The following is an 11,473-nucleotide window of genomic DNA, read 5'->3' as shown; positions in this document are numbered from 1 at the left end:
CCACCGCAGCTTCACCGTGCTGGTGCCCGCCGTGAGCGGGGTCAGCCAGGCCCAGCTGACGCTGGTCAACGTGCTGGGCCAGACCGTGCGCACGAGCCTGCTGGCCTTGCCCGCCGCCGGCGCCCAGACCACGATGGACGTGCAGGACGTGCCGCTGGGCGTGTACCTGCTGCACATCCAGGCTGGCAACACGACCATCACCAAAAAAGTGGTGGTGAACTACTGCCTCCTTGACCAACCCGGCTGCCTTACCCGGCAGTCGGGTTTGGTCAATCGGCTCATTTCTTTGCTCAACTCCGACTTCTCATGAAACAGCTTCTTAGCTCAACCTTTATTCTTTTCCTGCTGCTGGCCGCCCCGGCCGTCCGGGCCCAGGGCCCCGGCAACGGCGGCCCCCGCCCCGGCGCCGTGACCGACGTACCCGTCGACGGTGGCGCCTCGTTGCTGCTGGCGGCCGGTACCGGCTACGCCCTGCGCCGCCTGCGCAAGCAAAAAGCGTAAGCTATCCTTCCCCGTTTGCGCCGCCGCGTCCGTGCTCCTGCCTTGGAGTACCGGGCGCGGCGGTTGCATTTGGCGCTACTCTGCGCCGTGCCTAGCTGCCACGGCGTCAATGGCGGCGGCTAGGCGGTGGTCGCGCTGGCTGAGGGTATTGCCCGCGTCGTGGGTGCGCAGGCGAAACTCGACCAGGCCGTACTCGTTGGCCCACCACGGGTGGTGGTCGAGGCGCTCGGCTTCGGCGGCTACGTCGGTCATAAAGGCGAAGGCCGCTTCAAAATCCGGGAAGCGGAAAGTGCGGGTGAGGGCGTTATCGAGTTCGGTCCACATAGATCTGTATATCAGTTCGCTAAAAATTGAGTTTGGCGCCCGGCAATGTAGTTGAATACGCCGTGAGAGGAACTAGGTGGCCGGATGAGTTGGCTTAGGAGCCCGGCCGTTTACTCCGATTCGCCGGAGCACCTACCACAACCCTATTCAAAAAAACCTAGTACATACTTCTTCCACCCCATACCTCCACACCTAAACATTCCGCCTCATGGCTATTGACCCAGAAAACCGCCCGGTGCGGGTGATAAACGACGATACCACCGAACAGGAATTCCAGGATGGCCACATCATCGATGGGGCCAGCCCGCCCAAGAATGAGGCCGCCCGCGGGGGCTTCGGCAACCGCGACGGCAAGGAAGGCTACGGCACCGACAGCGGCAGTGGCAGCACGGCCGTGTCGGTCAACGAAGACACCGACCGCGCCGACCGGCCCGCCGACAACATCCTGTCGGCCGACGAAGGTGCCGGCCGCCGCGAAAACCTGGACCTGCCCACCGACGATGACCTCGACGAGCGGCGTACCGCGCGCCCCGTGGACGAGCTCGACGCCGACGACCAGCGCGCCGGCAAAGACGAAATGCGCAACCCCGAGTCGCGCGTGGGCATGGGGCAGATGGAGCAAATTCAGCCTGACCCGTCCAAGGTAGGCGCCAGCACCCGTACCAACGCCGAGCTACTCGATCCTAACGCCTCCGACTCGGCCATTGACCAGTAAAGACGGTTCTAGCCTACCAGTGCCTATTGCCAGTAATTTCCTGCAGTGATTTCAACATCCTTAACCCCCTGAGACGCCATGCCTTACCAAAGCAATAACACCAACCAGCAGTCTAAGGAAAACCACGGCAGCCCCTCGCAGTCGGACCAGCCCAAGGGCTCCGGCGACCTGCCCGTAAACGACCTCGACGAATCCACCGAAGACCGGCTGGAGCAGGAAGCCCTCGACGCCGGGCAGCGCCACCCCAACCGCAACCTCGACAAGCCCGATATCGACAAACCACCGTACAGCTAAGCCGGAATAGGCCTGCTGTTAGAAAAAAGCACCTGCTCCCCGCGGGTGCTTTTTCTTTGTTGTTTCCTTACGCCCAACGACCATTATGGCCCGCTACGTCACCACCGATCTGCACGGCTGCCTGCATTCTTTCCGGGTGCTGCTTGAAAACAAGCTGCGCCTCACGCCCCGGGATGAGTTGTACGTGCTCGGCGACTACGTTAACAAAGGGCCGGACAGCCGCGGGGTGCTCGACTACCTGATGCAGTTGCCGGCGCGGGGCTACCGGGTGCAGTGCCTGCGCGGCAACCACGACCAGGAGCTGCTCGACGCGGCCCGCGGCCGGCAGGCGGAACTCTGGGCCTCGGCGGCCGACCGGCAGCTCACGCTCCAGAGCTTCGGCGTGGCGCAGGCCACCGATATTCCCGCGCCCTACCTGGCCTGGCTGGACGCCCTGCCCTACCAGCTCGACATTCCGGGCTTCACGCTCGTGCACGCTGGCTTCGACTTCCGCCTGCCGCCGGAGCAGATGCGCGAGGATCCGCACACGATGATGAATATCAAGCAGTTCACCTTCGACGCCTCCCGGCTGCAGGGGCGCCGCCTGCTGCACGGCCACGTCCCGACGCCCACGGCCGAGGTGGAAAAGCAGGTACAGGAAAAGGCCGGCAGCATCGGCCTTGACACGGGTTGCGTGTACCGCCACAACCCCGAGCTACGCCACCTGGCGGCGCTGGAGCTGGATTCGTTCCGCCTGGTGCTGCAGCCCAATATCGAGCCGCCTTATCCCATTGCGGTGAGGTGAAGTGCTGAGATGGTGAACTCGTGAGTTGTCGTTGCGCTGGTGCGCGTTTGCGCCACTGGCGCCGCTAGCGCAAGTCGAACGAAAAACGCTCCATTCACAAGTTCACCACTTACCGGGAGGAGTCCTGGGGGATGATGACTTTGGCGTCGAGGACCTGCCGGGCGGGCTTACGGTAGGGGTTAATAGAGTCGGAGGCCACCTCGCGCAGGGCGGCGCGGGCTTCGGGAATTTGCCCCGCCATCCAGTAGGCCATGCCCAGGTGGTAGCGCGCCTTGTTGGCCAAGCTCGACCCCGACATCTGGCTGACCCGCTTCAAAAACGGGCGGGCGGCGGCGGCCTGGTCCTGGCGGAGCAGAATTACGCCGTTGTAGTAGAGCACCGTGTCCTGCCCCACGTTGTCGGTGGGCATACGGCGCAGGGCGTGCAACGCCGCGGGGTAGTGGCCGGCGCGGTACTGCTCCATGGCTTCGGCCAGCAGGGGCCGGTGGCTGGACAACGACGCCGACTCGGACAAGCCCGGGTCGGGCACGTAATACTTAATCCAGTCGCGCTGGGGGTCGCGGGGCGGGGTGCGAAATACCAGCCACAGGCCCAGCACGGCCAACACGGCTCCGAAGGCCACGGCGCCCCAGCGGCGCTGCTGCCGACGCTGGCGCCGGTGCATCCGGCCCAGGGCTTCCTGGCGCTGGTCGAGGCGCATGTCGAGGCCCTGCAGGCGGTGGCGCAGGGTTTCGTGGCCCGCCACCCAGCGCAGGTCAGAAGTTATCTGCTCGTAGATTTCGTAGGCCTGCTGCAGGCCCGGATCATTTTCCAGCCGCTGCTCAAACGCCTCCTGCTCGATGGGCGTCATCTGGCCATCAGCAAAACGCTCCAGCTCATCCAGGTAAGGGCGCAGGTCAACGGGCGGCGTCATAGGGCGGAGAAGCGGGTAACGGAGGAGGGCAGCAGAACGGTAGCGGGGGCTAAACTACGCACAATCAGCCAGCCGACGGTGAAATTCCCGCGGCACCGTCCGTTTCGCTCTGGTCGCGGCTCATGATTTCGTAGAGCTTGCGCAGGCAATTGGCTTTCTGCAAGCGGGCTACAGTGGCATTGGCGTAGCCCATTTTTCCCGCCACTTTATCAAAGCTGAAGGCCTTGAAGTAGAAGTACATTAGCAGCAGCTGACTGTCGGAGCCGAGCTGGCGAAACAGGCGCAGCATGCGCTGGCGGCGGCGGGCCTCGGCGGCGGGCAGCTCCTCAGTGCCGGTGCTCTGGCGCGTGGCGGCTTCCATGCGCTCCTGGGCCATGCCGTAGAGGTGGTTGCGCACGTCGGCCGGCATCTTGGTCAGGCGGCCGTCGGCCACCTGGTCGTAGAAGTCGACCAGCACGGTGCGCAGCAGCTCGTGGGCCGCAGCCGGGTCGAGCTGGTGCTGACGCCGGGCCCAGCGGGCAAACAGGTCGCGGTTGTCCTGGTAGAAGCTGATCAGAAAAGCCTGGTTGCCGACGCGCATCTGCGTCAGGGTTTCGGCCAGCTGTTGATTTATGACGGTGGACATAGGTATACCAGGTAAGGATGGGCGGGTGGGGCCCGGGGGCGGAACAAGATAAGCACAACCAACGCAATCCGGCGCGGCAGCGTTATTTACGCCCGCCGACGGCCGTCCGCGCGGCCCGGCCGTAAGTTGGTAGTTCCCCACCCCCGCCGTACTTTTGAGCCTATGGAAACCCGCACCGCAATTGCCCAGGACACAGTCCTGTTCGACCTCATCCGCCAGGAAAAAGAGCGTCAGACGCACGGAATCGAGCTTATTGCCTCCGAAAACTACGTCTCGGAGCAAGTGATGCGGGCCCAGGGCTCCATCCTGACCAACAAGTATGCCGAGGGCCTGCCCGGCAAGCGCTACTACGGGGGCTGCGAAATCGTGGATCAGGTCGAGCAGCTCGCCATTGACCGGGCCAAGGAGCTCTTCGGGGTGGAGTGGGTGAACGTGCAGCCTCACTCCGGCGCCCAGGCCAACGCGGCCGTGATGCTGGCCGTGCTCAACGCCGGCGACAAAATCCTGGGCTTCGACCTGAGCCACGGCGGCCACCTCACCCACGGCTCGTCGGTGAACTTCTCGGGCAAGCTCTACAAGCCTTCGTTCTACGGCGTGGAGCCCGAAACCGGCCTCATCGACTGGCAGAAGGTGAAGGAAACGGCCCGGCGTGAGCAGCCCAAGCTGATCATCTGCGGGGCCTCGGCCTACTCCCGCGACTGGGACTACAAAGCCCTGCGCGAAGCCGCCGACGAGGTGGGTGCCCTGCTGCTGGCCGACATCTCCCACCCTTCCGGCCTCATTGCCAAGGGTTTGCTCAACTCGCCCTTCGAGCACTGCCACATCGTGACGACCACGACCCACAAAACCCTGCGCGGCCCCCGCGGCGGGTTGATTATGCTGGGCAAGGACTTCGAAAACCCGTTTGGGCTCAAAACGCCGAAAGGCGACATCCGGATGATGTCGGCCCTGCTCGACTCGGGCGTCTTCCCCGGCACCCAGGGCGGCCCTTTGGAACACGTCATCGGCGCCAAGGCCGTGGCCTTCGGCGAATGCCTGACCGACGCCTACACCGACTACACCCAGCAGGTAATCAAAAACGCCCAGGCCCTGGCCGGCGCCTTCGTGGAGCGGGGCTACCAGATCATCAGCGGCGGCACCGACAACCACCTGATGCTCATCGACCTGCGCAGTAAGGGCCTGACCGGCAAGCTGGCCGAAAACACGCTCATCAAGGCCGACATTACCATCAACAAGAACATGGTGCCCTTCGACGACAAGTCGCCCTTCGTGACGTCGGGGATGCGCATCGGCTCGGCGGCTGTGACCACCCGGGGTCTGCGCGAAACCGATATGGTCCGCATCGTGGACTTTATCGACGACGTGCTGATGCACCACGGCGACGAAGCCCACCTGCAGCAGGTGCGGCGGCAGGTCAACGAGTGGATGCAGCAGTATCCGCTGTTTGCCTAAGCCGCGGCGGGCGAATGGGTGAGTGGCTGACGGAGGGGTTGCCCGAACGAATTGCGGCCGCGCAGCATCCTGTTTGGGCCGGATTTCGTTTGTTGCTTGACTATTGCGGCCGCCCATCCGGCCATTCTCCATTCCCTCATTGCCCCTTCAGTGGATCAAACTCAACTTTCACCCGACGGTAACCTGGGTGAACAGCACGAAATGTCGTTTATCGACCATCTGGAAGCCCTGCGGTGGCACATCATCCGCTCGGCCATCTCGATTGTCATCTTTACCACCGCGGCCTTCTTTGCCAAGGACTTCTTGTTTCACGACCTGATTCTGGGCCCCTCGCGCTCCGACTTCTGGACCTACCGCATGTTCTGCAAATTCGGCAACCTGATCGGGGCGCCCAGTTTGTGCATCGACAAGGTGGGCTTTATCATCCAGAACCGCGAAATGAGCGGGCAGCTGACCATGCACATCAGCACCTCCTTTATGGTGGGCCTGGTCATGGCTTTCCCCTATACCTTCTGGGAGCTGTGGCGCTTTATCAAGCCCGGCCTGTACCCGCACGAGCAGAAAAACTCCCAGGGCGCGGTGTTCTTCGTGTCGGTGCTGTTTGCGCTCGGGCTGCTGTTTGGCTACTACATTGCCGCCCCGCTGAGCATCAACTTCCTGGCGTCGTACACCGTCGACCCGACGATTGAAAACCAGATTGACCTGCAGAGCTACCTGAGTACGCTCACCACGATGTCGATTTCGACGGCCTTCGTGTTTGAGCTGCCCATGATTGTGTTCTTCCTGGCCAAGGCCGGGCTGATTACGCCCGAAATCATGCGGCTCTACCGCAAGCACGCCATTGTGGTCATTCTCATCATTGCCGCCGTCATCACGCCCCCCGATATCTCGGCCCAGATTATCGTGACCATCCCGATTCTGATTCTCTATGAGCTGAGTATCAACATTGCCCGGGTGGTGAGCCGCAACCGCACCCAACGCCTCAACGACGAGCTGGCCGCCAACAACGGCGTGGCCTCCTAACCGTTTCTGACTTTCCGACCATGAAAACCATTGCCATCGGCTCTGACCACGCCGGCTTCGAATACAAGCAGATGCTGGCCCAGTGGCTGCGCGAGAAAGGCTACCAGGTGCGTGACTTCGGCACCGACTCCCTGGCCTCCGTCGACTATCCCGACTTTGTGCACCCGCTGGCTTCGGCCATTACGAGTGGGGAGTTGGAGCGCGGCATTCTGGTGTGCGGCTCGGCCAACGGGGTGTGCATCACGGCCAACAAGCACAAGGGCATCCGGGCCGCCATTGCCTGGGAGCCCGAGGTGGCCGCCCTGGCCCGCCAGCACAACGACGCCAACATTATCTGCGTGCCGGCCCGCTTCGTGAGCGAAGCCGACGCCCGCACCATCGTCAGCCAGTTCCTGAACACGGCCTTCGAAGGCGGCCGCCACCAGAAGCGCGTCAACAAGATTGACTGCTAGCGGTGAAATAATGAAGTGGTGGGTTTGACGTTTTGTTGGCGCCAGTTGCGCGGCTTGAACGTCAAACTCACCATTTCACCACTTCACTATTTCACTTTCTCCGGTACAGCCGGGGCATAGCGGTGGGATGGTAGTGACCGAAAATGGCGGGCACCTTGTAGGTTAGCTCGGTCATCAGGCCGGCGTTGTCGATGATGTACTCGGGCGGGCTCTGGGCGAAGTTCTGGGCCAGCCGAAAGACGGCCGCGTATTCGTCCAGATGCCCGAAGTCGACCTGGGAAAGCTGCCAGTCGAGGTAGGGCGTGGCCAAGCGGTTGTAGAGGTAGGGGCGGCGGTCGGGACCCAGCACCAGCAGGCGGCGGTTTTGCAGCGTGGCGTAGGTCGGGTCGGGTTGCACGGCGTAGCGCTGCTCCGCCGGAATGGGCACCACCTTATCCAGGGGCAGCAGGGTGCGGTAGCGCACCACCACCACCAAGCCCACCAGCGCCAGCAGCAGCACTTCCATCAGCCAAGCATGGCGGGCCTTTTGCCACAAAAACAGGCTGAAGTAGGTCAGGGGCGGCAGAAACAGTACAAACGTGCCCGGCGCCATGCCCCGACCCGCCGCCGACATAGCCACCGCCACCAGCAGCCAGACGAGCATCAACTGTTGAAACTTAATCTGAAACACCAGCCCGAGCGAAGTGGTAAACGAGCGGCCCAAAGCCAGCAGCAGCACCACGCCCGGAATAATGAGCAGGCGCAGCTGCACAAACAGCGGAATACCATCGGCCCCGGCCACCAAGCCGCTTAGTGTGGGCCGCAGGTGAAACTGCGAGAAGCCCGGCAGGGAGTCGGTGTAGAGAAAGAACGTGGCGGCCACCGCGTACGGAAACAGAAACCCGCACACCAGCAGCAGAAAGCTACGGAATGAGTTGGCCGCGAAGATGATAACGGCAAACAGCCCCACGAGCAGAAACAGCGCCAGCGGCAGGTAGCACAGCGCCGCCACCCCAATCAGGAAGCCCGCCCGAAACAGCCGGCGGTTGTCGTAGCCCTCCCGGGAGGTGGGCAGCAGCGCGCTCAGGGCAATGACAATGAACGTGTGCCCCACCAGCAGCGGCGAGAGAGTGTCGAGGTCGGCGGTGATGCTGCCCAGCACGAGGTAGGTCAGCGCCGCCACAAAGCCCCGCTCAGGGTGCACGTCGGCGCGGTTCAGCACCAGATTCAGCCGCAGGGCCTGAAACAGCAGCAGCCCCAGGGCCAGCAGCCGGTACAGCCAGAGCGGGCGGTGCAGGCCGGCATCGAGAGCCCCGAACAGCAGGGCGGCCAGCGGGGCGGTGCTGTCGTAGAGGTTGCGGTAGAGCAGGGCCCCTTCGTGCAGCCGCTCGCCCACCAGCATGGCCCGCAGCTCGGCCATGGTCAGCGGAATGCCCAGCCAGAGCAGGGGCAGGCGCACGGCCAGAATAAGCAGCACCAGCACCACCAGGCGGGAGGGCAGCGGACTTTTAAAGAAACGAAGCACGGCAGGAACCGGGGTTGGAACGGCGAAAGAAAGCGGGGCAAAGGTACTGGCATCCGGCGAAGCGGCATGGCAACGGCCGCCCCCAAAAATCTAAGCGCCCAAGAACCTAAGTCCCCAAGCCCTTAACTTCCTATCTTTGCTGATTCTTATGGAAAGTAAACGACAGCAAAAGTTTGCCAGCCTGCTCCAGCAGGACCTGGCCGCCGTATTTCAGCGCGACCTGCCCCACCTGTTTCCGGGCCTGCCGCCGGGCATCAGCACCGTGCGCATCTCCCCCGACCTGGGCGTGGCCCGCATCTACCTGAGCTCCCTGCTGGCCGGCAAAGGCGAAGAAGCCCTGGCCAACGTGCAGGACAACGCCAAGGCCATCCGGCAGGCTCTGGCCAAGCGCATCCGCAAACAGGTGCGCATCATTCCCGAGCTGGTGTTCTTCCTCGACGACAGCGCCCAGTACGCCGCCCACATGGACGCCGTGCTCGGTAAGCTCAACATTCCGGCCGAAACGCCCACCGAGGACCCCGCCCCCGACGACGCCCCAACCGCGCCCCCGCGCCCCAAGCTGTTTGCCGACGAAGACGAGTAAAGGTGAATTTGTGAGATGGTGAACTTGTGAGTTTTTCTTTCTCCAGCTTCGTCATTTCCTGCCTCTTCACAGCGTCACCATTTCACCACTTCACAATTTCACCACTTGTACTACGACCCGATTAAGAAGTCTCTGGGCGAAGTGTTTAACCGCACGCCGCTGCTGCGCCGCATCTTTTACTTCCTGCTCGACTTGCTGCTGCTGCGCACCTGGCACGTGCACCGCGAGCTGCGGCAGTGGGCTGCCGGCCGCCAGGATGAGGCCCTGACCATTCTTGACGCCGGCTCGGGCTACGGGCAGTACACGTACTGGATGAGCAGCCTGAGCAAGAAGTGGCAGATTCTGGCCGTCGATGTGAAGGACGAGCAGATTGCCGACTCCAACCGCTTCTTCCGCGAAATCGGGCGTACCAACGTGCAGTTTGCCGTCCAGGACCTGGTGCTCTACCGGGAGCCCAACACCTTCGACCTGGCCTTGTCGGTGGACGTGATGGAGCACATTCTGGAAGACGTGGAAGTGTTCCGCAACATCCACGCCTCGCTCAAGGACGGCGGCATGCTGCTTATTTCGACTCCTTCCGACCAGGGCGGCTCCGACGTGCACTCCGACGGCGAAACTTCCTTTATTGAGGAGCACGTGCGCGACGGCTACAACATCCACGAGATTCAGCAGAAGCTGCGCACGGCCGGCTTCGAGCGCATTGAGGCCCGCTACAGCTACGGCGAGCCGGGCCAGGTGTCGTGGCGGCTGAGCATGAAGTACCCGATTCTGATGCTGGGCGCTTCGAAGTGGTTTTTCCTGCTGCTGCCCTTCTACTACCTCGTCACCTTCCCCTTCTGTCTGCTGCTAAACTGGATTGATTCCACTTCCAAGCACGATTCGGGCACTGGCCTGATTGTGAAAGCCTGGAAGTAAGCACGACCTTTTAAGCGCAGTCCCGTATCTTGGCTCCTGCGTTGTGTCTTCCGATCTGTTCAGCTTTTCCATCACCGCCTTCTTTCGCCTACGCCCCGCATGAACGTTCCCTTGCTCATTGCCCGGCGTTACTTCTCGTCCAAGAACAAGCGCAACATCATCAGCATCATCTCCAACATCTCGATGGTGGGGGTGGCCGTGGGCACCATGGCGCTGATTATCGTGCTGTCGGTGTTCAACGGGCTGGAGGATCTGGTGCGCACGCTCTACGGCAAGTCGGACCCCGACCTGCTGATTTCGGCCGTGAAGGGCAAGTCGTTTGAAACCAACGAGCAGCTGCTGCAGCGCATCCGCGCCACGCCCGGCGTAGCCCTGCTCACCGAAGTCATCGAAGACAACGCCCTGCTCCAGTACCACGACCGGCAGATGGTCGTCAAGCTCAAGGGCGTCAGCGACAACTACTTTGCCCAGAGCAACATCGACTCGGCCATCGTGGAGGGCGACCACCGCCTGACCCGCAACGAGGAGCCTTACGCCCTGATCGGGGCCGGCGTCCAGCACGAGCTCAGCATTGCCATCGACAACAAGTTTGCGCCCTTGCGCCTGCTGTATCCGCGCAACACGGGCAAGAAAACGCTGTCGATGAACCCCGAAACGGCTTTCACCGAGCAGAGCATCGTGGCCGGCGGCGTGTTCCTGATTGAGCAGCACATCGACGACAGCTACATCTTCGTCCCGCTCGACTTTGCCCAGAGCCTGCTCAAGTACGGCAACCGCCGCACGGCCCTCGAAATCAAGGTGGGGGAGAGCCGCACCATCGAGGAAGCCCAGGAAGACCTGAAAAAGCTGCTCGGCCCGGGCTTCCACGTCTACAACTCCGACGAGCAGCACGTGAGCCTGCTCAAGGCCATCAAGGTGGAGAAGATGTTCGTCTTCATCACCTTCGCCTTCATCCTGCTCATTGCCTCGCTCAACATCTTCTTTTCGCTCTCCATGCTGGTTATCGACAAGAAGAAGGACATTGCCATTCTGATGGCCATGGGCGCCACGAGCCGCACCGTGCGCAACGTGTTTCTGTTTGAGGGCTCCATTGTGGCTCTGGTAGGCGCCGTCGTCGGCCTCACCCTGGGCATCCTGATTTGCTGGCTCCAGCAGACCTTCCACATCGTCTCGATGGGCATGGCCACCAGCGTGGTCGATTCGTATCCCGTCAAAATGCAGCTTTCCGACATTGTCCTAACCGGGCTGGCCATTGTGGTTATCACCATGACGGTATCGATTCGGCCGGCTTTGAATGCCTCGCGGCAGGCGTTGCGGGACAATTTGTAACTCTTTGTTACCGAATTAAGTACTGGTTCGTATACCCCACGGCACCACTCGACCGTGGA

General features: G+C 62.3%; 15 protein-coding genes. 11 read left to right on the top strand and 4 right to left on the bottom strand.

Annotated features, from left to right (window positions below; all coding sequences use genetic code 11):
- Both EWM57_RS13440 and EWM57_RS13435 read left to right on the top strand, forming a co-directional pair.
- Nucleotides 1–310: T9SS type A sorting domain-containing protein (locus tag EWM57_RS13440; RefSeq protein ID WP_129921669.1), on the top strand; the 310-nt coding region annotated here is incomplete at its 5' end.
- Entirely contained in the window at nucleotides 307–501 is a 195-nt protein-coding gene (locus tag EWM57_RS13435) for a PID-CTERM protein-sorting domain-containing protein (protein ID WP_129921668.1), read from the top strand. The genes EWM57_RS13440 and EWM57_RS13435, both read left to right, overlap by 4 nt.
- Nucleotides 502–576: 75 nt before the next feature.
- Here the strand turns inward: EWM57_RS13435 and EWM57_RS13430 are convergent, their stop codons facing one another.
- Nucleotides 577–825: a 4a-hydroxytetrahydrobiopterin dehydratase gene (locus EWM57_RS13430; protein WP_129921667.1), complete on the bottom strand. Its 249-nt coding sequence runs from the start codon at nucleotides 823–825 to the stop codon at nucleotides 577–579.
- Between the two features lie 208 nt (nucleotides 826–1,033).
- Here EWM57_RS13430 and EWM57_RS13425 point away from each other — a divergent pair, with 208 nt between their 5' ends.
- From EWM57_RS13425 to EWM57_RS13415, 3 genes are all read left to right on the top strand, one after another.
- The gene (locus tag EWM57_RS13425) at nucleotides 1,034–1,540 is read left to right on the top strand and encodes a hypothetical protein (protein ID WP_129921666.1); all 507 of its coding nucleotides are present in this window, start codon (nucleotides 1,034–1,036) and stop codon (nucleotides 1,538–1,540) included.
- A 78-nt stretch (nucleotides 1,541–1,618) separates the two neighbouring features.
- Nucleotides 1,619–1,834, top strand: coding sequence for a hypothetical protein (locus EWM57_RS13420; protein ID WP_129921665.1), 216 nt, complete (start codon nucleotides 1,619–1,621; stop codon nucleotides 1,832–1,834).
- An 85-nt stretch (nucleotides 1,835–1,919) separates the two neighbouring features.
- On the top strand, nucleotides 1,920–2,618 hold the full coding sequence (locus tag EWM57_RS13415; RefSeq protein ID WP_129921664.1) for a metallophosphoesterase family protein: 699 nt from the start codon (nucleotides 1,920–1,922) through the stop codon (nucleotides 2,616–2,618).
- A 109-nt stretch (nucleotides 2,619–2,727) separates the two neighbouring features.
- Here the strand turns inward: EWM57_RS13415 and EWM57_RS13410 are convergent, their stop codons facing one another.
- Together EWM57_RS13410 and EWM57_RS13405 are read right to left on the bottom strand one after the other, a co-directional pair.
- Complete coding sequence (locus EWM57_RS13410) at nucleotides 2,728–3,531, bottom strand: tetratricopeptide repeat protein (RefSeq protein WP_129921663.1); 804 nt, start codon at nucleotides 3,529–3,531, stop codon at nucleotides 2,728–2,730.
- A 64-nt stretch (nucleotides 3,532–3,595) separates the two neighbouring features.
- Complete coding sequence (locus tag EWM57_RS13405) at nucleotides 3,596–4,156, bottom strand: hypothetical protein (protein WP_129921662.1); 561 nt, start codon at nucleotides 4,154–4,156, stop codon at nucleotides 3,596–3,598.
- Between the two features lie 162 nt (nucleotides 4,157–4,318).
- On the opposite strand from EWM57_RS13405, the gene EWM57_RS13400 reads away from it, so the two are divergent.
- The 3 genes from EWM57_RS13400 to rpiB all read left to right on the top strand — a co-directional run bounded on the left by EWM57_RS13400 (nucleotide 4,319) and on the right by rpiB (nucleotide 7,083).
- Nucleotides 4,319–5,608, top strand: coding sequence for a serine hydroxymethyltransferase (locus EWM57_RS13400; protein WP_129921661.1), 1,290 nt, complete (start codon nucleotides 4,319–4,321; stop codon nucleotides 5,606–5,608).
- 150 nt (nucleotides 5,609–5,758) lie between these two features.
- Nucleotides 5,759–6,631: a twin-arginine translocase subunit TatC gene (gene tatC / locus EWM57_RS13395; protein WP_317128184.1), complete on the top strand. Its 873-nt coding sequence runs from the start codon at nucleotides 5,759–5,761 to the stop codon at nucleotides 6,629–6,631.
- Nucleotides 6,632–6,651: 20 nt separating this feature from the next.
- Nucleotides 6,652–7,083, top strand: coding sequence for a ribose 5-phosphate isomerase B (rpiB, locus tag EWM57_RS13390; RefSeq protein ID WP_129921660.1), 432 nt, complete (start codon nucleotides 6,652–6,654; stop codon nucleotides 7,081–7,083).
- Nucleotides 7,084–7,174: 91 nt separating this feature from the next.
- On the opposite strand, the gene EWM57_RS13385 is transcribed toward rpiB, so the two are convergent.
- Nucleotides 7,175–8,587, bottom strand: a complete 1,413-nt coding sequence (locus tag EWM57_RS13385) for a hypothetical protein (protein WP_129921659.1) — start codon at nucleotides 8,585–8,587, stop codon at nucleotides 7,175–7,177.
- Nucleotides 8,588–8,735: 148 nt separating this feature from the next.
- On the opposite strand from EWM57_RS13385, the gene EWM57_RS13380 reads away from it, so the two are divergent.
- The 3 genes from EWM57_RS13380 to EWM57_RS13370 all read left to right on the top strand — a co-directional run bounded on the left by EWM57_RS13380 (nucleotide 8,736) and on the right by EWM57_RS13370 (nucleotide 11,414).
- The gene (locus tag EWM57_RS13380) at nucleotides 8,736–9,170 is read left to right on the top strand and encodes a ribosome-binding factor A (RefSeq protein ID WP_129921658.1); all 435 of its coding nucleotides are present in this window, start codon (nucleotides 8,736–8,738) and stop codon (nucleotides 9,168–9,170) included.
- Between the two features lie 105 nt (nucleotides 9,171–9,275).
- A complete protein-coding gene (locus tag EWM57_RS13375; RefSeq protein WP_129921657.1) occupies nucleotides 9,276–10,085 on the top strand; it encodes a class I SAM-dependent methyltransferase in 810 nt (269 codons plus the stop codon).
- Nucleotides 10,086–10,184: 99 nt separating this feature from the next.
- Nucleotides 10,185–11,414, top strand: a complete 1,230-nt coding sequence (locus tag EWM57_RS13370) for an ABC transporter permease (RefSeq protein ID WP_129921656.1) — start codon at nucleotides 10,185–10,187, stop codon at nucleotides 11,412–11,414.
- The last annotated feature ends 59 nt before the right edge of the window (nucleotides 11,415–11,473 follow it).

The organism is Hymenobacter persicinus (assembly GCF_004167665.1).
Classification (GTDB): domain Bacteria; phylum Bacteroidota; class Bacteroidia; order Cytophagales; family Hymenobacteraceae; genus Hymenobacter; species Hymenobacter persicinus.
This window is presented reverse-complemented; position numbering and strand designations above follow the sequence as displayed.